This is a genomic window from Streptomyces sp. NPDC127129 (assembly GCF_042671585.1).
Taxonomy (GTDB): Bacteria; Actinomycetota; Actinomycetes; order Streptomycetales; family Streptomycetaceae; genus Streptomyces.
In genome coordinates, this window is the sequence record NZ_JBHXTV010000022.1 from 18,913 (window position 1) to 39,398 (window position 20,486).

The following is a 20,486-nucleotide window of genomic DNA, read 5'->3' on the forward strand; positions in this document are numbered from 1 at the left end:
GCTGTGCAGCTCGCCTCGGGCGGCGTATGCGTTGCTGACCAGCGGGGTAAAGTGCCCTATGCCCACCTCGGAAGCCGCCGCCATCGCCGCAGAACTGCGCACCGCGATGGGCAAGCTCACCCGACGCGTCACGCACGAGGACCGCATCCCGCTCGGCCAGGTCGCCGTGCTCGGCTCGCTCGACCGCAACGGCGCCATGACCACCAGCGACCTCGCGGCCGATCAGCGCGTACGCCCCCAGTCGATGGCGCGTGCGGTGGGGCTGCTCATGGACCAGGACCTGATCACGCGCCGGGCGCACCCCACGGACGGCCGGAAGTCGCTGGTCGAGCTGACGGACGCGGGCCGCGCCGCGCTCGAGGCGGAGCGCGGCCGCAGGGTCGGCTGGCTCGCGCAGGCGATCGAGGCCGAACTCACCGATGAGGAGCAGGTGTTGCTGGCGCGCAGCGCCGCCCTGCTGGAGCGGCTCGCCACACGACGCTAGGGCCTGATCCCAAGACGGCCCGGCCGAGCGCCGTCCGGGTGCACCGGACGGCCCGGCACCGGTGCCACTCGCTCGGCGGTCCGTACCCAGAACCCTTGCGCGCCCTCGCCGTTGGACCACGTGAGCATGGTCAACGAGTTGAGGAGCATCGACATGTCGGATCAGTCGGCCGTGGTGGGCCGCAGTCACCGCGTGCGCGGGGCGGAACGATGTCGCGAGATCACCGAGGCCCGCTGGTTCGCCACCGCCGTCTTCCTCCTCGTCCTCGGCAACGCCACGGTGCTCGGCGTGGAGACGTACGCCGGCGTCAGCGCCCGCTGGCACACCGAGCTGCAGACGGTCGAGCACCTCTTCCTGGCGGCGTTCACGGCCGAGATGGTGCTCCGCGCCGGAGCGCACGCCGCGCGCCCGCTGGACTTCTTCCGGGACCCCTGGAACGTCTTCGACCTGGTCGTGGTCCTCGCCGCGTTCGTCCCCGCCGCGCGCGAGAACTCCACCGTCCTGCGACTGCTCCGCCTCGCCCGCGTGCTGCGCGCCGCGCGTTTCCTTCCCCAGCTGCGGATCGTCCTCGTCGCCGTCGGCCGGAGCCTGCCCGGCACGGTCAGCTTCCTGCTCGTCGGCGCGCTGCTGCTGTACGTGTACGCGATGGTCGGCTGGGTCTTCTTCGCCGGCCACGACCCCGAGCACTTCGGCTCCATCGGGCGGGCCGTGCTCACCCTCTTCCTCCTGATGACCCTCGACGGGCTCGGCGACGCGGTCCACGCCGGCCTGGAGATCTCCCGGTGGAGCTTTCTCTACTACGTCTCGTACGTCCTCATCGCCTCGTTCGTGCTCGTCAACGTACTCATCGGCGTCGTGATCAATTCCCTGGAGGAGGCGCGGGAGATCGAGAAGGCGGAGATGGAGGCGGTGGAGCAGAAGGATGCCGAGAAGGCGGCGGTCGAGACGCGGGCGGTCGTGAAGGGCGTGGCCTCAACGAAGGCGGTCGACACGGACGCGGTCGGGACGGACGTGGTCGACACGGCGGCCCGGGGATCGGTCGACAGGACCGCCGTCGGGACCGTCGTCGGGACCGTCGACGACGCGGGGCTGCGCGAGCGGATCGCGGCCGCCCGGCGCGCCCTGGACGACGTCGAGTCCGCCCTCTCCGCGCTCCCGCCGCCGCGCGCTCACGCGCCCGCGGACGGACCATGGGAGTAGCAAGGGATGCGCGGCGGCCCCACGCGTCCCGACGGTGCGAGGAGGCAGACCATGACACGGAACCTTGAGTGGACGGTCGGCCTGGAACTGGTCGAAGAGGACGGCAGGACCAAGGCCGAGGCGCATCTCAACACCGGCACGTCGACCCTCACCGGCCACGGCAGCGCACGGTGCAACCCGTCGGACGTGGACGTACCGGCGATCGGTGACGAACTCGCCGCGAGCCGGGCCATGAGGGACCTGGCCGGGCAGTTGATGCGCGAGGCCAACCGCGAGATGGAGGCGGTGGGCGCGGGGACCGTACCCCAGCACACCGGTCCCGGCTACGGCTGGCCCGAGGCGGTCTCGTAGCGGGACCGCCTCGCGCACCGGGCCCGCCGGAACCTCACCGACGGGCCCGGTTCCGCGTCACACCCCTGGCGGCCGCAGATCCTCGACCGGGACACCGTGACCGGGCTCCCGGCCGAATTCGGGCCCGAGCCCCCGGGCCTCGCGTCCGTCCTGGCGCCCGCCCTCGACTCCGACTCTGACGTCGTCCTCGACCTCGTCCTCGTCCTCGTCCTCGTACGAAAGCCGGTCCACGACCTCCACGACGCCGTCGACGCTCTCGCAGAGCCGGACGAAGACGGGTGACAGACTCCGGCGCGCCAGCGTGCCGCTGAGCGTCACCCGGCCCTCGTCGACGTCGACGTGGAGCGAGGCCGGGGAGAGGCCGAGGATGCGGACGACGACGTCCTCGAGGATCTCCTCCTGGATCGAGCGGTCGCGGCGCAGGAACAGCTGCAGCAGATCGCTCCGGCTGAGCACCCCGATGAGCTGACCGCCGGCGTCCACCACCGGCAGCCGCTTCACCCGGTGCCGCTCCATCAGCCGTGCCGCCTCCACCGCCGTCCAGGACGGGCGGGCCACCACCACGGGGCTGGACATCATCGCCCCGGCGGTGCTCGGGCCGTCCTTGGCGGTGTGGCGGCGTAGCAGATCCGCCTCCGACACCACGCCGACCGGCCGGTTGGCCTCGTCGACGACCGGCACGGCGGTGATGCCGTACTCGTCGAGCAATCGCGCGATCTCCTTGAACGACGTCCCCGGCTGCACGGCCACCGCGGTCGGCGTCATCAGGTCGGCGACAGTGCGGTTCCGCATCGTCCGTTCCGTCCCTTCTCCGCTCCTCCTTCCATGATCCCTCACTCGGCGGGATCGCCCGTGCCGCGGACGCTCCACTGCGCGTCGGAGCCGATGCCTCCGGCCCGGTCCGTCGCTAGTTGAACGGGTCGAGCGTGACGTACGCCTGCTGCGGGTTGCCGTCGTGCACCAGGGACTCGTGCGCGCCGACGTCGTCGAAGGCGAAGCCGTAGGCCTTGCCGTCCGCCATGCGCGCGTGGATCTCGCGCGCGTAGTGGTTGGTGACGGAGTCCTGGTAGAAGCCGGCCGACGTGGTGTCCGGCTGCTGGGGGTTGGTGAGGAGGGTGGTGCGGTTGTACCCCGCGCAGAGGGTGCGGGAGATGGGGCCGCGGACCTGGTCGTTGGGCGCGTCGAGGCGCTTGTAGCAGCCGAAGACGCTGTCCGAGTCGGGCTTCTGGAACGAGGTGACGACCGCGCCGGAGGTGTCGGTGAAGTTCATGACGTTGCCCGAGACGCGGCCGAAGTACTTCACGGACGGCTGGTTGGCGAAGGGGGTCACGGTGAGCGTCGAGGAGCTGTACTTCGTCCAGACGCGGTTGATGTAGTCGTCCATCACGGTGGCCGGCAGCGCGCCGGCCTCGATGCCGTGGCCCGGTGCGAGGGTGCGCAGCACGGTGCCGTCGGAACGGGTCTGGATCAGGTTCGCCCAGCCGCCGGGGCGGGAGCGGAGCGCGTCGAGGAAGCCGTTGTACCCGCCGGGCTTGAGCCGGCCGGTGGTGGTGACGCTTCCGTCGGGGCGCCGGACGCCGACCGCGTACGGGGCCGAGACCATGTCGACCTGCGTGCTGTTGAGCCAGAGGCCCGAGTCGTTGAGCGTGTACTCGGACCAGTTGAAGAGGATGTTCCGGTTGGGGTCGCCGGGGTTCTGGACGGCCGGCTGCACGAGACCGCCGGTCGCCAGCTTGAAGACGAGCTTCTGGCCGTAGCTGAAGTAGATCCGGCCGGAGAACTTCGGCAGCCGGATCGTCATGGACTGCCCGCGGGCGGGGCCGGGGATGGCCGCGTCGGGCGCCGGTACCGGGACCGGACTTCCGGCGGGCCAGGGGTGGAAGGTGCCGTTCGCGTCCGCCCAGCCCTGGCGGCCGGTGGAGAGTTCGGTACCGAGGTTGTAGACGTAGATCTGCTCGCTGCGGCCGGAGTTGTTGGTGAACGTGAGCGGAATGGTGGCCGGGACGGCGGCGGCCCCGGCGGTGTCGCTCGCGGCGCCGGTGGACGCGGCCTGGACCGTGGGGGAGGGGCCGGCCAGCGTGACGGCGGTGCCGATCAGGGCGGCGGCGGTGACGGGCGCCAGCAGGGCAAGCCTGCGGCGACGACGGTGGGAAGGCACTGTGGGGGCTCCTCGGGTGTGGGGTGCGAGGGCTGAGAAGGGACTGAGAGCGCTCTGAGAGCGCTCTCAGAATGGTGAGAATGAGATGACCCTGTCAATGCTTTCGGGCGTCCGGGATGCGAGGTACCCCTAGGCGGAGGGCCAGGCGCCGCGGTCGTTCAACTGAAGGACGAGTGCGGCGATGTTCCAGGCGTCGTCCTCGCCCCGGTGGTGCCGGCCCTCCAGAGGCAGTCCTGCGACCTGCAGCGCGCGGGCCATGCCCGGGCGTCTGGCCAGGCCGTTCGCCTCGGTGAAGACGGCCTTGGCATTGGTGTGCCGGTGGCCGAAGGGGTACTCCGTACCCGTCACCCGGCACTGCTCCGTGAACTGCTTGCGGTCGTAGTCGCCCCAACTGGCCCACGGGCGCCGCCCGCCGGCGTGCTCGACGGCGATCAGCCGGCAGGCCGCGGCGAAGTCCACGCCCGTGTCCACCTCCGCCTGCGTGAGGCCGGTCAGCTCGGTGCAGAACGGGCTGACCGTCGATCGGGCAGGCCTGACCAGGATACGGTGGCGCTCCGTCCGCTCTCCCGCGTCCAGGTCGACGACGGTGAGCCCGATCTCGATGATCTCGCTCACGGCCCCCGGCGGCCGCTTCCCGTCCCAGCAGGTGGCCTCGACGTCGACGATGTTCAGCAGGCGTCCATGGTTCATGGAGACGAGGCTAGAACGGGGGCACGGAGGGGGTCACCCGATTTTCGTCGGACAGGCGTGCGGGCCGATGGGCGCGCAGGCCGTGCGTACGTACGGGTGGGCGGGCGCGTGAACGGGCCTGCGAACCCCGGGGGTTCACTCCAGGTCCAGGATCTCCCGCAGTGCGGCGACCGCGTGCGCCCGGTGCTCGTCGAGCCCGCGCACCACCGCCTCCTCGTCCCCGTTGCGTACCGCCGAGATCACGGCGCGGTGCTCCCGTACCGCCGACTCCCGGTGCGGCACCTCCGTGTAGTACAGCGAACGGTAGGCGTCGGTGGCGTCCCACAGCGTGGTGATCAGCCGGACCAGACGTGGCATCCCGGAGGCCTCGATCAGGGCGAAGTGGAAGCGGCGGTTGGCCGCGGCCATCACCGTCACGTCCCCGGCGTCGGCCGCCCGTTCCACCTCCCGCTGGATCTTCTCCAGCGAGGCGAGCAGCCCGTCCTCGCCCCGCCGGACACCCATGCGGACCGCCTCGGTCTCCAGGAGCTGCCGGATCCGGTAGACCTCCTCCAGATCCGCGAGCGACAGCTCGGCGACGAAGTAGCCCCGGTGGATGTGGTGGACGACGAGGCCCTCGCCCTCGAGGATCTTCAGCGCCTCCCGCAGGGGCACGCGGCTGACGTCGAGGCGTGCGGCGAGCGCGTCCTGGCGGATCTGTCCGCCGGGCCGCAGTTCACCGGTGGTGATCGCGCGCCGCAGCTCCTCCAGGACGAACTGCTGGGCGGTCGGCGGCCGCCCCTTCCGCACCGCGCTGCTCATCGCCTGTGACCTTCCGTCGTTCGGTGGTTCGGTGGGTTCGGTCGTTCGGTGGTTCCGGCGTTCCGTGTCCCCGAACGTGATCCTTATATCTTCCTACGGACTGTCGGGGGCCTCTTCCAACTCGCGGAGCAGGGAGGCGGTGTGCTCGCCCAGGCGCGGGGGCGCGGCGCGATAGGAGGGCGGGGTGACGCCGAGCGTGATCGGGTTGACGACCTGTCCAGGGCCGGCCGCCTCGGCGGGGACCCGGGGCGCGAGACCCAGCCGGTCCGCCAGACCGAAGGCGGCGGCGAGGTCGTTGATCGGCCCGCAGGGCACCCCGGCGGCGGTGAGTTCGTCGAACCAGTGGTCGGCGGTGTGTTCGGCGAGGGGACCGGCCAGCGCCGCGACCAGCTCCTCGCGGTGGGCGACGCGGGTGGTGTTCGTGGCGAAGCGCGCGTCGTCGGCGAGGCCGGGAAGGCCGAGGTGTGCGCAGAGCGTCCGGAACTGTCGGTCGTTCCCCACGGCGAGGACCAGGGGGCGGTCCCGCGCCTCGAACACCTCGTACGGGGCGATGCTCGGGTGCCGGTTGCCCATGGCCCGGGGAACGACGCCGGCGCCGAGGTGGGCGGCGGACTGGTTGGTGAGCGCGGACAGGAGCGAGGTGAGCAGCGAGACCTCGACCCGCTGGCCTTCGCCGGTACGTTCCCGGTGCCGCAGCGCGGCGAGGACGCCCATGCCCGCGTGGAGGCCGGTGATCACGTCGACGAGCGCGACCCCCGCCTTCGTGCCCGGCCCGTCGGGCTCGCCGGTCACGCTCATCAGCCCGCCCATGGCCTGGACGAGGAGGTCGTAGCCGGGCAGCCCGGCGCCCTCGGCGGCGCCGAACCCGGTGACCGAGCAGTAGACGAGTCCGGGGTTGGACGCGCGTACGTCCTCGTAACCGAGGCCGAGTCTCTCCATCGTGCCGGGCCGGAAGTTCTCCACGAGGACGTCGGCGCGCTCGACGATCGCCCGGGCCGTGGCCAGACCCGCCGGGTCGGTCAGGTCCAGGGCCACGGAGCGCTTGTTCCGGTTCACCCCGAGGAAGTAGGTCGCCTGGCCGTCGGCGAAGGGGGGACCCCAGGCGCGGGTGTCGTCCCCGGAACCGGGCCGCTCGATCTTGATGACGTCGGCGCCCAGGTCGGCCAGCAGCATCGTCATGTACGGCCCGGCGAGAACGCGCCCGAAGTCGGCCACCAGGATCCCGGACAGGGCCCCGGGACCGGGCGTCACCTGCTGGTCTGCGCCCATCACGCTCTCCTCCGCCGGTGATCGGATCCAGCTGGAACGTACGCATCGGAGATCCGATATTCAATACTGGATCCAAAATCCGATCTGCCGATACGCTTCGGAGCGCCGCATAGCCGCATAGTCGCACGAGCCTGGAGGCCGTCCGTGAAGCCGTCGCCGCAGTCGCCGAACGCGTCGAAGCCGACTCCCGTCCACCCCTTCGATCTGCTGGCGATCGACGGTCTGCTGAGCGACGAGGAGCGGGAGATCCGCCGGACCGTGCGCGCCATGGCGGACAAGGAGCTGCGGCCCCACGTCGCCGAGTGGTTCGAGGCCGGCGCCATCCCCGCCCGCGAACTCGCCAAGCAGCTGGGCGGCATCGGCGTCCTCGGCATGCACCTGGAGGGCTACGGCTGCGCGGGCACCAACGCGGTCGCCTACGGCCTGGCCTGTCTGGAGCTCGAAGCCGTCGACTCCGGCCTGCGCAGCCTGGTCTCCGTCCAGGGCTCCCTGGCGATGTACGCGATCTGGAAGTTCGGCTCCGAGGAGCAGAAGCAGCAGTGGCTGCCCGGGATGGCCGCGGGCGAGTACATCGGCTGCTTCGGGCTCACCGAGCCGGACGCGGGATCGGATCCCGGAGCCATGCGCACCCGCGCCCGGCGCGACGGTGACGACTGGGTGCTCAACGGCACCAAGATGTGGATCACCAACGGCTCGGTCGCCGACGTGGCCGTCGTCTGGGCCCGTACCGACGAAGGCGTCCGCGGCTTCCTGGTGCCCGCCGGCACCCCCGGCTTCAGCGCGCCCGAGATCAAGCAGAAGCTGTCCCTGCGCGCGAGCGTGACCAGCGAACTGGTCCTCGAGGACGTACGGCTGCCGTCCGACGCGATGCTGCCCGAGGCGCGCGGACTCTCCGGCCCGCTCGGCTGCCTCAACGAGGCACGGTTCGGGATCGTGTTCGGCGCCCTCGGCGCGGCCCGCGACTGTCTGGAGACCGCGATCTCGTACGCGGGCGACCGCATCGTCTTCGAACGGCCCCTCGCCGCCTACCAGCTGACCCAGCAGAAGCTGGCGGACATGTCCCTCGAGCTCGGCAAGGGCATGCTCCTCGCCCTGCACCTGGGACGGCTCAAGGACGCGGGCGGCCTCACGCCCGAGCAGGTCAGCGTGGGCAAGCTGAACAACGTACGGGAGGCCATCGCCATCGCCCGCGAGTGCCGCACCGTCCTCGGCGCGAACGGCATCACCCTGGAGTACCCGGTGATGCGCCACGCCAACAACCTGGAGTCGGTCCTCACCTACGAGGGCACCAGCGAGGTCCACTCCCTGGTCATCGGCAAGGCGCTCACGGGCGAGCAGGCCTTCCGCTGAGCAGCGCCCCGCGCCGCCCCGGCGCTGCCGTCTAGCCGGCCGTCACCTTGGCGAGGAACGCGTCCAGGTTGGAGGTCGTCCGCTCGATCCGCTCCTCCTGCGTCAGCGACTCCTCCTGGCGGCCGGCCCGCAGCTTGGGCCGGCGCCTGCCGCGGATGTAGAGGGAGCAGGCCAGGTCGGAGCAGATGTAGATCCCGACCGTGTTTCCCTCGCGTCCGCGCGTGCCCGCGAGCGGCGCCGCGAGCAGGGTCACGCCCGACGAGGCGTGCCCCGTGAGGCAGACCTGGCACAGGCTGGACTTGACCGCGCTCGTGCGGCTCGTGGCGGGCACCCGCAGGGTGATGCCGAGCGGACCGTCCTCACGGGCCACCACGAGGTGGGCGCGCAGCGGTGCGCCCGGGTCGACCCAGCCGAGGAAGTCGAGGTCATGCCAGGGCAGTTCGGCGAAGTCCAGCGGCAGCTTGAGTCTGCTTGCCTCGCCCTTCGTGCAGTTCACGAAGGACGAGCGGATCTGTCGGTCGGTGAGAGGTTCCACTCGGTGGACCGTACACGGATCGTGCGGCCCGGGCATCCGGATTTCACCGGGCGGCAGGTGCCGAGCCGTCCGCCGTCTGTGGGCCCACCCCGGATGCCGACTGGTCCGACGTGCCGCCGGTGGCCGGTCCTTCCGTGGCCGTGTCGCCGGTCGCCGGCCCCGACGGCGTGCTCGTACTGGGCGAATCCGGTGAGGCGGGCGACTCGGGGGCCGGCGGCGACGAGGGTGTGGAGGTCGAGGGGGCCGGCGAGGTGGGGGATCCCGTCCCCGTCCCCGAGTCCGAGACGGAGGGCGACGGAGGTGCCGTCGGCGGGGTCGTCGGCTTGTCCTGGCCTCCCGTGTCCCCCGGCTCGCGGGCGAACCAGCCGTCGGTCTCGGGGTCGTACACGATGAAGACGTTCACGACGGTCACCGAGGGCGCCACGACGACCACCTGGGAGGGCTGGTAGCCCGCCCACCGGGTACCTGTCGTCTTCGGCGACTGCTGGGCGACCGGAGGTGTCAGCGGATTGCCGCAGGCGCAGCGCACCCGGGGCACACCGCGGTCGTCGACGAGCACCGCCGTACCTGCCTGGAGGACCGCCTGGTACGAGGTGGCGGTGCCGTCCCGGAAGCCGTGGTTCGTCACCCGTGTGTCGACGCGGAGCTGCAGCGGGGTCAGGGAGCGCAGATAGCCCGGGACTTCGTTCGCCGAGATGCCGAGGGTCGAGGCGAAGGCCGCGTTCTTGGCGGGCTGGTCGGCGAGGTAGCTCACCTGTTGCTCGACGTCGCAGCTCGCCACGTTCCGCGTTCCGCCGTACAGACCCGCCGACGCGCCCGACACGCTGCGCGTGGCGGTGGCGTCCGCGGACCTGGTCGCACTGGGCAGCGGGGCGGGGGACTGCGAGGTGTCGGTGGCGCTGGCCGTCGACTTGGTGAAGGGATCGGGGCCGGTGGCCGAGGCGTTCTGCAGGAACACCTCGCCGCCTCCCGAGCCGCCACCGCCGTCGCCGTTGCCGTCCGGACGGGTGAGGACGACCACCAGGGCGATGGCCGCGACCAGAACGGCGGCGATCGACGCCACCTTGGGTACGGAACGCCACCAGGGCCCCCCGCCGCCCCCTTCGCCGCCGCCCGCGCCACCTGCCCCACCGTCACCCGGGCCGCCCGGTACGTCACCGCCACCGGATCCGCCGCCGGGCACGCCACCGCCCCCGGTTCCGCCGCCGGGACCGCTCGAACCACCCCCCGAGGCGCCGCGCGGCGGCCCGGAGGGCGGCGGGGGTCCGGCCGCTCCCGGTCTGGTGCTCGGGCCCGAGAGCGGACCCGAAGGGGGACCCGAAGGGGGTACCGAGGGGCGATCGGACGGCGGGTGGGAAGTCACATTTTTCCCTTTCTTCCGTTCCGGGCCCATTGTGTGCGTGGAACCCGGGCCGCCCGCAAGCGGACGACGTCCACCCATCGGGACTGCGGAGGTCAACCACCGGTACTAGCGTGGAGAACGTGAGCAGTCGGCTCCCCACCACATCCGGCCCGGCGCACGACGCCCAGCACTTCGCCCGTCACTGGGGCGAGGCGTTGGCAGCCGTCCTCGCCGGGTTCGTCGCGATGGCGGTCGTCGCCGCGCTCGGCCTCTGGGCCGCGGGCGCCGCCGATCTGCCCGGCGGCTTCGTGAACATCGTCGCCGCGGTCGTCGTGATGGCCGCGGGCGGCCAGATCGGTCTCTCCGGCGACGCCGGCGCACTCGCCGGCACGAACGCCGATCTCACCGCCATGCCCCTCACCGTCACCCTGGTGGGCGCACTGGTCACGGGCTTCTGTTTTCTGCTTCCGCTGCGCCATCACGCCGTCGCCAGGACCCGTGACCTGCTCGCCCGCGTCGCGCGCACCGTCCTGCTCTGGCTGGCCGCGCTCGCCGGTCTCTCGGCCCTCGCCCGCCACGACTTCCCCGTCTCGATCGGCGGCGGCGAGAGCCAGGACGCGATGTCCGACCTCTTCGGCGAACTCCTCGACGCGGTGGATCCCACCGTCGGGTTCCGCACCGAAGTGGGCCCCACGCTGTTCTTCGGCCTGCTCTGGATCCTCGGCGTGCTCCTCATCGCCCTGCTGGTCTCGCGCGGCACCCCGCTTCCGCCCCGGCTGGTCCGCTACCACGAGTCCGTACGGCCGGTCGCCTCCGCGATGCTGCTCCTGCTCCTCGCGTACGTACTCGTCGGCCTGGTCATCGGGATCGTCGTGGCGGCGACCCGGGGGCACGCGTCCGAGACGTTCGCCGTGGTCCTGCTCGGCCTGCCCAACGTCAGCTGGCTCGCCCTCGGGGTCGGCATCGGAGGCTCCTGGGAGGGGACGGTCGAGGGGCCGTTCGGGCTGCCGATGCCCCCGATCCTCGACGCGGTGCTGCGCACGGATACCGGCAACCTCTCCACCGTGGACCTGTCCTCCCTCGCCTCGTACGACGCCCGGGCCTGGTGGATGCTGCCGATCGCGGCCGTCCTCGTCCTGGCCGTGGCGTTCGTGGCCGCCGTCCGCTCGCCGTCCCGCACGCGGCTCTGGCAGCACGCGCTCCACCTGGGCATCGCCTTCGCCCTGACCATGCTGGTCGTCGCTCCGCTCACCAACGTCGAAGCGCGCTTCGGGCTCTCCATCCTCGGCATCGGCGAGCTCGAATCCCTCGGCGGCCAGGTCGTGCTGAGCCCGCACGTCTGGAGGATTGCGGGCTTCGCCCTGCTCTGGGGGCTCGTCGCGGGCTTCCTCGGCGGGCTCCTCGCCTCGCGCGTCCACCGCCGCGGCGAGGTGGAGACGGAGGTGGACGCCCCCGATCAGCGGCGGCCGAAGGGCTGAGGCCGGCCTGCCTCCGCGCGGCCGCGGGTAGGTGCGTGAGTACGCGAATACGCGAGTACGCGAGTCAGCGGTACGAGGCGACGAGGCGCGCCAGATGGCGTCCCGCGACCTCCAGCGGAACCGCGCTGCGGGCGGTCTGCGCCGCCAGTTCGGCGCCCTCCAGCGTGGCGATCACCGTGTGCGCCAGCTCCTCGGCGTCCGCCTCGGCGAACCCCGCCGCGGCCAGCTTCTCCGCGACCACCGCCCGCCACCTGGCGAACGCCTCGGCGGCCGCCCGCTGGATGTCGGGGGCCGTGGTCGCCGTACCCACGACGGTGGAGGTGACCGGACATCCGTCGAGCCAGTCGGAGTCCCGCAGACCCTGTGCGAGGGCCGCGGTGAGCGCGACGAGGGCCTTCTCCGGCTCGGGCTCCGTGCCGAGCGCCTCCCGCAGGAAGTCGGTGAACTCCTCGTCGCCGAGCCGCAGGGCGGCCGTGCCGAGCTCCTGCTTCCCGCCGGGGAAGAAGTGGTACACGGATCCGAGCGTCGCCCCGGCCTCGCGCGAGATCTGCTTGATGCCGGTGCCCTCGTAGCCCTGGCGCTGCATCAGGCGGGAGGTCGTCCGCACGATCCGCTCGCGGGTTCCGGCGGTCTCGGGGTCGTAGGGGGTCATGGTCTTCACCCCGTCACAGTACCGAACTTGAGCGATCGTTCTAGTCGCTGTGCTACGGTCCTCTCTAGTTAGAGCGTTCGTTCTAGAAGCGCTCTGGGGAAGGGGAACATCCATGAGCACGTCCGCCGTGAACACCCTGTCCGTGACGGTCATCGGTCTCGGCCCGATGGGCCGGGCGATGGCAGGTGCCTACCTGGACGCCGGCTACCGCGTCACCGTCTGGAACCGCACCCCAGGCCGCGCCGACGACCTGGTCGCCCGGGGCGCGGTGCGTGCCGCCACCGTCGAGGAGGCGCTGACGGCCAACGAGGTGGTGGTACTGAGCCTGACCGACTACGCCGCCATGTACGCCATCCTGGAGCCGGCCGCCTCGGCGCTGGAGGGGCGCGTCCTGGTCAACCTCAGCTCGGACACCCCCGACCGGGCCCGCGAGGGGGCCGCCTGGGCGGCACACCACGGGGCCCGCCATCTCACCGGCGGAGTCCAGACGCCGCCTTCGGGGATCGGCTCGACGGAGTTCGACACCTACTACAGCGGGCCCCGGGACCTCTTCGACGCGTACGAGGCCACGCTGAAGGTGATCACCGGCACGGACTACCGGGGCGAGGACCCGGGGCTGGCCGCGCTCTACTACCAGCTCCAGATGGACCTCTTCTGGAACGCCCTGACCGCGTGGCTGCACACCGTCGCGCTGGCGCAGGCGCACGGCATCAGCGCCTCCGAGATCAAGCCGTACGCGGCCGAGACGCTGGGCGGGATGAGCCAGTTCCTCGACTTCTACACGCCCCGGATCGAGGCGGGACGGCACGACGGTGACGTGGAGCGGATCTCCATGGCCGTGGCCAGCCTGGACCATGTCGTGCACACGACGCGAGCCGCGGGCGTGGACCCGGCACTGCCCGGCGCGACGCTGGAGGCCTTCCGGCGTGCGGCGGCCGAGGGGTACGGGGAGGACAGCCTGACCCGTCTGATCGCGATGTTCGCAAAGGGCGGGACGGCGAGGCAGCCCCGGAGCTGAGCGGATGCCGGGCCGGGGTCAGTGCCAGGTCGGGGGTGGTGTCCGGAAGACGGGGCGGGCCCAGGCCGGGGGTTCGGGGGGCGGTGACGGGGGTTCGGGGCCGAGCAGGCCGGTACCACCGCCCGGACCGGGAGCGCCCCGCTCCAGGGCGGCCCGCAGCGCCGCGACGAACTCCAGGCACGTCCCGTACCGCTCGTCCGGAGTCTTGGCCAGCGCCTTGGCCAGCACCTCGTCCGCCGCCTCCGGAAGCTCCGGACGTTCCGCGGACGGCGGGGGCGGCGGATCGTACTGGTGGGCCCAGAGCAGAGCCATGTCGTCGTCGCGGCGGAAGGGCGGCATGCCGGTCAGCGTCTCCTGGACCACGCACGCCAGGCTGTACACGTCGCAGCGGCCGTCCACCGGTTTCCCCGAGATCTGTTCGGGCGCCACGTAGTCGAGCGTTCCGACGAACTGGCCGACCGTCGTCAGACCGGTCAGCGACAGCGACTTCTTCGTCAGCCCGAAGTCCGTGAGATACACGTGCTCCGGATGGTCGCGGTCGGTGCCCTCGGCGACCAGGATGTTGCCCGGCTTCACGTCCCGGTGGACCAGGTCGTGGGCGTGCGCCGCGTCCAGGGCGGACGCCACCTGTACGGCGATGCGGCCCGCCGTCACCGGCTCCAGCGGACCCTCGCGGTCGAGGAGCGCCCGCAGGTCCCGTCCGGCGACGTACCGCATCGCGATGTACAGCACGCCTTCCGTCTCTCCCGCCTCGAAGACCGGCACGATGTGCGGATGGTCGATCGCGGCCGCCACCCGGGACTCGTGGGCGAACCGCTTGCGGAAGGTGTCGTTGCGGGCCAGCTCGGGCGCCAGCAGCTTCAGCGCCACGGTCCGGTCCAGCCGCAGGTCGCGTGCCCGGTACACGACCGCCATCCCGCCACGGCCGATCTCGGCCTCGACCGCGTAGCCGGCGATCTGCTTGCCGACCAGTCCCGACTCCCGGCCGGCGGGCAGATCCGCGTTACGGGCCGCGCCGGCCATCAGCCCTCACCCTGCTGGTCCGCCCGGTTCACGATCCGGGTGGGGGGCGGTCCCGCCGGGGGCTCCGACGGGCCGTCGCCCTGGTCGAGGCGGGGCACCACCCGCGTCGGCTCGTGCCCGGCCTCCGCGACTCCGCCCTCGGGCGGGGTCGCGGCCGCCGAGGGGCCGGCCGAGGCCGCGTACGTACTCAGCGCCGCACCGTCGCAGTACACCCAGCGCTCGTGCTCCGCGTCGAACAGCCAGAGCGACTCCCCGTCGACCACCATCCCCACCCGCAGTCCGTGCGTCCGTCGCCCGAAGGTGTCCCCGTCCGCCCCGGCCGCCAGCTCCTCCGCCGCCCGCCGGTAGCGGCCGAGCGACTCCTCCGCCCGGGCGATCAGCGGCCGGGGGTCGGCGGTCCTGGCGAGCTGCTGACGGGCCTCCGGCGGATCCACGGGTACGGAGACGAGAAGGCGCGCGTCGACCCAGGCGGTCCACCCGTTGGAGCACAGGATCTGGCCCCAGTCCCCGACGCGGTCCGTGAGCTGCACGGGCAGGAACGCGTCGAGCGGCACGGTCGGCAGGCCCGGGTCGGGGGTCTCCCAGGTGGGCAGACCGTCGCGCGGTACGACATGGGTCGGACGGAAGTCCGGAATGTCGTCCGGTACCGGGGGAGTGACCGGGATGCCCATGGGCCGCCTGCCTTCACTGTTCCGGATATTGGATATTTCATCCTGGATATCTGATCCAGGATCGTGGATCCAGAATCCTGGACGCCGGGTCGGGAAACTTCGGCTACTTCCGCATGATCACCGGCTCCTGGCGCCGCAGCAGCCGCGCCACGACGAACCCGAGGACGACACAGAGCACGACCAGCATCCCCATGTCGAAGAGCCAGGCGCTCGCGGTGTGCTCCATGAGCGGATCCGCCGTCTTGTCGCTCGGTGCGATCTTCCCGATGTCGATCGTCGCCCCCATCGCCGCGAACGCCCACCGCGACGGCACCAGCCACGCCAGCTGTTCGAGGACCGGCGTCCCCGTGACGGTCAGCAGCGCCCCGCAGAACACCACCTGCACGATGGCGAGGAGGACGAGCAGCGGCATCGTCACCTCCTCCTTGCGCACGAGGGCGGAGACGAAGAGCCCGAGCATCATCGCCGTGAACGACAGCAGCGCGACCGCCAGCGTGATCTCCACGAGAGGCGGCATCAGCACGCCCTTGCCGTCCGGGACGTTGAGCGGCACCCCGATCAGCGCGACCAGCGTCAGGACCACCGCCTGGACGACCGTGATCAGGCCCAGCACGACGACCTTCGACATGAGGTACGCGGAGCGGCTCAGGCCGACGGCTCTCTCCCGTCGGTAGATCGTGCGTTCCTTCACGAGCTCCCGCACCGCGTTCGCCGCCCCCGTGAGCACGCCGCCGACACAGAGGATCAGCAGCACGTTCAGCGTCGACTCGGGGTTGAGGCTGCCCTCCGACAGCGCCCGGGCCATCGCGCCCATCACGAACGGCAGCGCGATCATGATGGCGATGAAGGTCCGGTCCGCGGCGAGGGCCGCGGAGTAGCGCCGGACCAGGGTGCGGAGCTGGGAACCCCAGCTCTGCGCCTTCCGCGGCGGACCGGGCTCCGGCGCGCTCTCCTCGGGCGGCATCCCCGTCAGCTGCATCGCGTCGGCGATGTACCGGCGGTGGTGCCGCGACGAGCGGTACTGCTCGGCCCAGTCGCGGCCGCGGTCGGTCTCGAAGGCCTCGAACGCCTCCGGCCACTGGGTGAAGCCGAAGAAGTCCAGGGACTCGTCGGGAGGTCCGTAGTACGCCACACGGCCGCCGGGCGCGAGCACGAGCAGCCGGTCGCAGACGTCCAGGCTCAGCACGCTGTGCGTGACGACGATGACCGTACGGCCGTCGTCCGCGAGCCCGCGCAGCATGTGCATCACCGACCGGTCCATGCCCGGGTCGAGCCCCGAGGTCGGTTCGTCCAGGAAGAGCAACGACGGCTTGGTGAGCAGTTCGAGCGCGACGCTGACCCTCTTGCGCTGGCCGCCCGAGAGGCTGTGGATGGGCTGGTCCGCCCGTTCGACGAGGCCGAGCTCGCCGATCACCTCGTCGACCCGGGCCCGGCGCTCGTCGGCGGCCGTGTCCTCGGGGAAGCGCAGCTCGGAGGCGTAGGTCAGAGCCCGTTTCACGGTGAGCTGGAGATGGAGGATGTCGTCCTGCGGTACGAGACCGATGCGCTGGCGCAGCTCCGCGTAGTCCCGGTAGAGGTCCCTCCCGTCGTAGAGCACCGTGCCGTGGTCGGCGGGGCGCTGGCCGGTCAGGGCCCCGAGCAGCGTCGACTTGCCCGCCCCGGACGGCCCGACCACCGCGAGCAGGCACTTCTCCCCGACGGGGAACGACACGTCCTCCAGGAGGGTCTTCCGTCCCTGGTCGACCGTGACGGCCAGATCCTGCACGTCGAGGGAGACCTCGCCGGTGTCCGTGAACTCGACGAGCTGCCCTCCGATGAGGCAGAACGCGGAGTGCCCCACGCCGACGATGTCGTCCGGGGTGACGCGGGCCTCGGCGACGGGACGGCCGTTGAGGAAGGTGCCGTTGTGACTGCCGAGGTCCTGGATCCAGTACGTGCCGTCGCCGCGGGCCCTCAGTTCGGCGTGGTGCCGGGAGACGACCAGGTCGTCGACGACCAGGTCGTTGTCGGGCGCGCGCCCGATCCGCACGGTGCGCGTCGGCAGCGGCCGCACGGACGTGGGCTGCCGGAAGGTGCCGGTCGCGGCCGGATGCGAGACGGAGGAGGGCCGGGGCGGTGTCCGCGGCGGGGCGGGGGCCGGCGGCTCCGGGCTCGGTACGGGACGGGGTGAGGGTGGCGTCTCCGGACCCGGTACGGGCGGAGGCACCGGTGTCGCGGGCCCGGGCTCCCGCGCGGGAGCCTCGGGCGATCCGCCGGAACGGGCCTCCGCCGAGAGGGGCTCCGCGGAAGCGGAACGGGGCTCCGGCGAGAGCGCCTCTGCCGCGGGCACCTCCGCCGCGGGGGCCTGGGTCGAAGGGACGTCCGCGACAGGTGCCGCGGGCTGGGGCTCAGGCGGCGCCGGCGCGGGAGCCTCGGGCTCGGCACGCAGGGGCGTCGCCGCCGGTGCCTCCGGCTCGGCGGGTACGGGCCTCGGCTCGGGTCTCCCGGGCTCGGGCTCGGCACGTACCGGCGCCTGCGCCCGTGCCTCGGGCTCGGGTGGGGCCGCACGCACGGCCGCCCCGGAGAGGACGGCCCGTGGACCGTCTCCGGGGTGCCCGAACCGTATGACCGTACCCGGACCGACCTCGCGCACGGCGATGCGGTGGCTGTCCGCGAACGTGCCGTTCGTACTGCCCTCGTCCGCGAGCGTCCAGTGGTCGCCGACGGCCCGCAGGACCGCGTGGTGCCAGGACGCCCGGTCGTCGTCGAGGACGATGTCACTGGTGGGGTCGCGCCCGATGCGGTAGACCCGGCTCGGACTCATCACAGTCGCGTCCCCTGCGATCTCGAGGACGAGCTCGGGTGCGGCGGGCGCGACGGGCCGCTCTCCCATGCGTGAATTTTATCTTCCGGGGCTGATCCGTGCCTGCGAGAGCCGCCGGTATCGTGGGCGCCTCCACCGCGACCGAAGGAGGCTCACCCCGTGCCGAAAGGTGTCACCAAGCGCCGGCCCAGGACGCGGGCGGCCCTGCTGAAGGCCGCTCTGGAGACCTTCGCCGAGCACGGCTTCCACGCCACCTCGATCGAGCAGATCTGCGAGCGCGCCGGCTACACCCGGGGTGCGTACTACTCCAACTTCGCCAGCAAGGAAGAGCTCTTCCTCGCCCTCTTCGACGAGCACAGCGAACGGACCGTACGACGGCTCGCGGAGGCGATCGACGACCTCGCCGACGAGGACTGCACCCTGGCGCGGCTCGCCGAACTCGCCTCCCGCATCGAGCCGGACGAGCGCGACTGGTACCTCGTCACCACCGAGTTCACCCTGCACGCCATCCGGGACCGGCAGGCCGCGTGGGTGCTCGCCCGGCACGACGCCCGGCTGCGGGCCGAGATCGCCCGGGGCCTGACGACCGTCCTGCGCAGGGCGGGACGCGAACTGACCGTGGACGCCGACCGGTTCGCCCGGATGCTGATCGCCCTGCGCGAGGGCGGGCTCGCGCAGAGCTACGTCGAGCCGGAGGAGCTTCCGCCGGGAACGCTCGAACGGGAATTCCTGGCACCGCTGTTGGAGGCCTCGACGCGGGAGACCGGCGCCCGGGAGTAGGGCGAAGTCCGGTGGCCGCGGCGCAGGTCAGTCGAAGAGATCCGGGTCCGACGCGGTGATCTGGTCCCACAGCGGGCGGGCCTGGAACCAGCCGGCCAGCGGGGTGCCGACCTGCCCCCGCGTGATCAGCGCCGTCTCGCGGTCGATCAGCTGCGGCGTGCCCGCGGCCATCGCCAACAGCTGGGCCTGGCACGAGCGTTCCATGGTGATGAACCACCAGACGGCCTCGGCGACCGAATGGCCCACCGTGAGCAGCCCGTGGTTCTTGAGGATGACCGCCTTGTGTCCGGCCAGGGCCTTCGCGACCCGCTCGCCCTCGTCCAGCTCGTTGACCACGCCACGGTAGTCGTCGTAGATGCCGTGGTCCTCGAAGAAGGCGCACGCGTCCTGTGTGATCGGATCCAGCGGAACGCCGAGGCTGGAGAACGCCTTGCCGTGCAGCGAATGCGAGTGCGCGGCGGCGACCGCGTCGGGGCGGGCCGCGTGGACCTGGGAGTGGATGACGAACGCGGCGCGGTTCACAGGGCGGTTGCCGGAGAGCAGGGTGCCGTCGTGCCCGACGAGGATCAGGTCGGAGGCCTTGATCTGGCTGAAGCTCATCCCGAAGGGGTTGACCCAGAAGGCGTCGAGGTGCTCCGGATCGCGGACGGTGATGTGCCCGGCGACCCCTTCGGAGAACCCGAACCTCCCGAAGAGCCTGAATCCCGCGGCGAGTTGTTCCTTACGGTACCGGCGCTCCTCCTCGACGGTGTCGAAGGTCGGAGGCAGGGGGAGTGTGACCCCGTCGGGCAGCGGGCCCACGGCGGCGGCCAGGGCGGGCGGGAGAGTGCTCACGGGGGGGCTCCTCACGGTGGCGGGACGCGATGCCGCCAAAAGATACAGAGGTGTATCCGATTCGCCAATGGTTGCGGCGTGGGGACGTCGATCGCTACCGTCAGGCGGGCCGGAAAGCGCTTACTAGCTGTGGGGGCCACCTCGTGCCGATCGCGGACGTCCTGATCTACACCCGTACCGCGGGCTACCGCCACGACTCGATCACGGCGGGCGCGAGGGCGCTGGCGGAGCTCGCGGGCGCCGCGGGGTACCAGGCCGAGGCGACCGAGGATCCGGCCGCCTTCACCCCGGAGAGGCTCGGAAGCTGCGCGGCGGTGGTCTTCCTGTCGACGACGGGAAAGGTCCTCGACGCGTCCGGACGGGTGGCCTTCGAGGCGTACGTCAGGGCAGGCGGGGGCTTCCTCGCGATCCATGCGGCGGCCAACGCCGAGCCCGACTGGCCCTTCTACGGGGAACTGCTCGGCACACGCTTCGACGGTCACCCGGAGATCCAGCCGGGCGTGGTGTGCGTGGAGGCCTCCGACCACCCCGGGACGGCCGCGCTGCCGGGCCGGTGGGCCTGGACGGACGAGTGGTACAACTTCACGTCGAATCCCCGGGACGAGGGCGTACGGGTCCTGGCGCGCGCGGACGAGTCGACGTACCGGGGCGGGACCCTGGGCGCGGACCACCCCCTGGTGTGGTGCCGCGAGGCCGGCGCCGGCCGGGTCTTCTTCACGGCGCTGGGGCACGCGGTGGAGGCGTACGAGGACGAGGTGTTCCGGGAACACCTGGCCGGGGCGCTGATCTGGGTGTCCCGCACGGGCGGGCCCGCCGCTCCCTGAGGCTCCGACGGACGGGACCCGACCTCACCCGTACAAACCCCGCCCCACCCGTACGGGACCCCCACCTCACCCGTACGGGACACCCGCCCCACCCGTACGGGACACCGCTCACCCGTCCGGGGGCGCCCCGGCCCCGCATCCACCGTGCGTCCCCGGCCGTCACCCCCGTGCCCCCTCCCCGATTGCGATCGACGCCCCGGCGCGGGAGGGTTCCTGTTGGACG

The 20,486-nt window shown here is 72.1% G+C and carries 20 protein-coding genes; 8 read left to right on the top strand and 12 right to left on the bottom strand.

Translation table 11 applies throughout. The features are described from left to right. The first annotated feature begins 58 nt into the window (after positions 1-58). From ACFVGW_RS32425 to ACFVGW_RS32435, 3 genes are all read left to right on the top strand, one after another. Complete coding sequence (locus tag ACFVGW_RS32425; RefSeq protein ID WP_385854460.1) at positions 59-484, top strand: MarR family winged helix-turn-helix transcriptional regulator; 426 nt, start codon at positions 59-61, stop codon at positions 482-484. Positions 485-637: 153 nt separating this feature from the next. Further along, positions 638-1,684: an ion transporter gene (locus tag ACFVGW_RS32430; RefSeq protein ID WP_385854461.1), complete on the top strand. Its 1,047-nt coding sequence runs from the start codon at positions 638-640 to the stop codon at positions 1,682-1,684. A 51-nt stretch (positions 1,685-1,735) separates the two neighbouring features. Beyond that, positions 1,736-2,035 (top strand): DUF1876 domain-containing protein, encoded by a 300-nt coding sequence (locus tag ACFVGW_RS32435; RefSeq protein ID WP_352191809.1) that lies wholly within the window; start codon positions 1,736-1,738, stop codon positions 2,033-2,035. Positions 2,036-2,092: 57 nt separating this feature from the next. Here the strand turns inward: ACFVGW_RS32435 and ACFVGW_RS32440 are convergent, their stop codons facing one another. The 5 genes from ACFVGW_RS32440 to ACFVGW_RS32460 form a co-directional block, all read right to left on the bottom strand. Then, the gene (locus ACFVGW_RS32440; RefSeq protein ID WP_385854462.1) at positions 2,093-2,827 is read right to left on the bottom strand and encodes a CBS domain-containing protein; all 735 of its coding nucleotides are present in this window, start codon (positions 2,825-2,827) and stop codon (positions 2,093-2,095) included. A gap of 115 nt (positions 2,828-2,942) precedes the next feature. Further along, a complete protein-coding gene (locus tag ACFVGW_RS32445) occupies positions 2,943-4,193 on the bottom strand; it encodes a glycoside hydrolase family 64 protein (protein ID WP_385854463.1) in 1,251 nt (416 codons plus the stop codon). Positions 4,194-4,322: 129 nt separating this feature from the next. Then, positions 4,323-4,883: an exonuclease domain-containing protein gene (locus tag ACFVGW_RS32450; protein WP_385854464.1), complete on the bottom strand. Its 561-nt coding sequence runs from the start codon at positions 4,881-4,883 to the stop codon at positions 4,323-4,325. A gap of 135 nt (positions 4,884-5,018) precedes the next feature. Next, positions 5,019-5,684, bottom strand: a complete 666-nt coding sequence (locus tag ACFVGW_RS32455; RefSeq protein ID WP_385854465.1) for a GntR family transcriptional regulator — start codon at positions 5,682-5,684, stop codon at positions 5,019-5,021. A gap of 93 nt (positions 5,685-5,777) precedes the next feature. After that, on the bottom strand, positions 5,778-6,953 hold the full coding sequence (locus ACFVGW_RS32460) for a CaiB/BaiF CoA transferase family protein (protein WP_385854466.1): 1,176 nt from the start codon (positions 6,951-6,953) through the stop codon (positions 5,778-5,780). Between the two features lie 144 nt (positions 6,954-7,097). Between ACFVGW_RS32460 and ACFVGW_RS32465 the strand changes: the two genes are divergently transcribed. Then, positions 7,098-8,303 carry an acyl-CoA dehydrogenase family protein gene (locus ACFVGW_RS32465; RefSeq protein WP_385854467.1) on the top strand — a complete coding sequence of 402 codons (1,206 nt, stop codon included), beginning with the start codon at positions 7,098-7,100 and terminating at the stop codon, positions 8,301-8,303. A gap of 31 nt (positions 8,304-8,334) precedes the next feature. On the opposite strand, the gene ACFVGW_RS32470 is transcribed toward ACFVGW_RS32465, so the two are convergent. Then, the gene (locus tag ACFVGW_RS32470; RefSeq protein WP_385854468.1) at positions 8,335-8,874 is read right to left on the bottom strand and encodes an FBP domain-containing protein; all 540 of its coding nucleotides are present in this window, start codon (positions 8,872-8,874) and stop codon (positions 8,335-8,337) included. Between the two features lie 7 nt (positions 8,875-8,881). Beyond that, a complete protein-coding gene (locus ACFVGW_RS32475) occupies positions 8,882-10,201 on the bottom strand; it encodes a DUF6777 domain-containing protein (RefSeq protein WP_385854469.1) in 1,320 nt (439 codons plus the stop codon). 119 nt (positions 10,202-10,320) lie between these two features. On the opposite strand from ACFVGW_RS32475, the gene ACFVGW_RS32480 reads away from it, so the two are divergent. After that, positions 10,321-11,658, top strand: coding sequence for a streptophobe family protein (locus tag ACFVGW_RS32480; protein ID WP_385854470.1), 1,338 nt, complete (start codon positions 10,321-10,323; stop codon positions 11,656-11,658). Positions 11,659-11,722: 64 nt separating this feature from the next. Here the strand turns inward: ACFVGW_RS32480 and ACFVGW_RS32485 are convergent, their stop codons facing one another. After that, complete coding sequence (locus ACFVGW_RS32485) at positions 11,723-12,310, bottom strand: TetR/AcrR family transcriptional regulator (protein WP_385854533.1); 588 nt, start codon at positions 12,308-12,310, stop codon at positions 11,723-11,725. A gap of 49 nt (positions 12,311-12,359) precedes the next feature. On the opposite strand from ACFVGW_RS32485, the gene ACFVGW_RS32490 reads away from it, so the two are divergent. Beyond that, entirely contained in the window at positions 12,360-13,328 is a 969-nt protein-coding gene (locus ACFVGW_RS32490; protein WP_385854471.1) for an NAD(P)-dependent oxidoreductase, read from the top strand. Positions 13,329-13,346: 18 nt separating this feature from the next. Here the strand turns inward: ACFVGW_RS32490 and ACFVGW_RS32495 are convergent, their stop codons facing one another. From ACFVGW_RS32495 to ACFVGW_RS32505, 3 genes are all read right to left on the bottom strand, one after another. Then, positions 13,347-14,351 carry a serine/threonine-protein kinase gene (locus tag ACFVGW_RS32495; RefSeq protein ID WP_385854472.1) on the bottom strand — a complete coding sequence of 335 codons (1,005 nt, stop codon included), beginning with the start codon at positions 14,349-14,351 and terminating at the stop codon, positions 13,347-13,349. Beyond that, positions 14,351-15,022, bottom strand: a complete 672-nt coding sequence (locus tag ACFVGW_RS32500; RefSeq protein WP_383221834.1) for a hypothetical protein — start codon at positions 15,020-15,022, stop codon at positions 14,351-14,353. The genes ACFVGW_RS32495 and ACFVGW_RS32500 overlap by 1 nt, the downstream gene beginning before the upstream one ends. A gap of 103 nt (positions 15,023-15,125) precedes the next feature. Beyond that, the gene (locus ACFVGW_RS32505) at positions 15,126-17,894 is read right to left on the bottom strand and encodes an FHA domain-containing protein (protein ID WP_385854473.1); all 2,769 of its coding nucleotides are present in this window, start codon (positions 17,892-17,894) and stop codon (positions 15,126-15,128) included. Between the two features lie 90 nt (positions 17,895-17,984). Between ACFVGW_RS32505 and ACFVGW_RS32510 the strand changes: the two genes are divergently transcribed. Continuing rightward, entirely contained in the window at positions 17,985-18,605 is a 621-nt protein-coding gene (locus ACFVGW_RS32510) for a TetR/AcrR family transcriptional regulator (protein ID WP_385854474.1), read from the top strand. A 27-nt stretch (positions 18,606-18,632) separates the two neighbouring features. Here ACFVGW_RS32510 and ACFVGW_RS32515 read toward each other — a convergent pair whose 3' ends face one another. Beyond that, a complete protein-coding gene (locus tag ACFVGW_RS32515) occupies positions 18,633-19,439 on the bottom strand; it encodes a class II aldolase/adducin family protein (RefSeq protein ID WP_383293125.1) in 807 nt (268 codons plus the stop codon). A gap of 143 nt (positions 19,440-19,582) precedes the next feature. Here ACFVGW_RS32515 and ACFVGW_RS32520 point away from each other — a divergent pair, with 143 nt between their 5' ends. Beyond that, a complete protein-coding gene (locus ACFVGW_RS32520) occupies positions 19,583-20,263 on the top strand; it encodes a ThuA domain-containing protein (protein ID WP_385854475.1) in 681 nt (226 codons plus the stop codon). Positions 20,264-20,486 lie beyond the last annotated feature (223 nt).

Bases quoted from the DNA above. Each gene is read 5' to 3' on its own strand.
- ACFVGW_RS32425 (WP_385854460.1), top strand. From the start codon at position 59: ATGCCCACCTCGGAAGCCGCCGCCATCGCCGCAGAACTGCGCACCGCG.
- ACFVGW_RS32430 (WP_385854461.1), top strand. From the start codon at position 638: ATGTCGGATCAGTCGGCCGTGGTGGGCCGCAGTCACCGCGTGCGCGGG.
- ACFVGW_RS32435 (WP_352191809.1), top strand. From the start codon at position 1,736: ATGACACGGAACCTTGAGTGGACGGTCGGCCTGGAACTGGTCGAAGAG.
- ACFVGW_RS32440 (WP_385854462.1), bottom strand. From the start codon at position 2,827: ATGCGGAACCGCACTGTCGCCGACCTGATGACGCCGACCGCGGTGGCC.
- ACFVGW_RS32450 (WP_385854464.1), bottom strand. From the start codon at position 4,883: ATGAACCATGGACGCCTGCTGAACATCGTCGACGTCGAGGCCACCTGC.
- ACFVGW_RS32455 (WP_385854465.1), bottom strand. From the start codon at position 5,684: ATGAGCAGCGCGGTGCGGAAGGGGCGGCCGCCGACCGCCCAGCAGTTC.
- ACFVGW_RS32460 (WP_385854466.1), bottom strand. From the start codon at position 6,953: ATGGGCGCAGACCAGCAGGTGACGCCCGGTCCCGGGGCCCTGTCCGGG.
- ACFVGW_RS32470 (WP_385854468.1), bottom strand. From the start codon at position 8,874: ATGCCCGGGCCGCACGATCCGTGTACGGTCCACCGAGTGGAACCTCTC.
- ACFVGW_RS32485 (WP_385854533.1), bottom strand. From the start codon at position 12,310: ATGACCCCCTACGACCCCGAGACCGCCGGAACCCGCGAGCGGATCGTG.
- ACFVGW_RS32495 (WP_385854472.1), bottom strand. From the start codon at position 14,351: ATGGCCGGCGCGGCCCGTAACGCGGATCTGCCCGCCGGCCGGGAGTCG.
- ACFVGW_RS32500 (WP_383221834.1), bottom strand. From the start codon at position 15,022: ATGGGCATCCCGGTCACTCCCCCGGTACCGGACGACATTCCGGACTTC.
- ACFVGW_RS32505 (WP_385854473.1), bottom strand. From the start codon at position 17,894: ATGGGAGAGCGGCCCGTCGCGCCCGCCGCACCCGAGCTCGTCCTCGAG.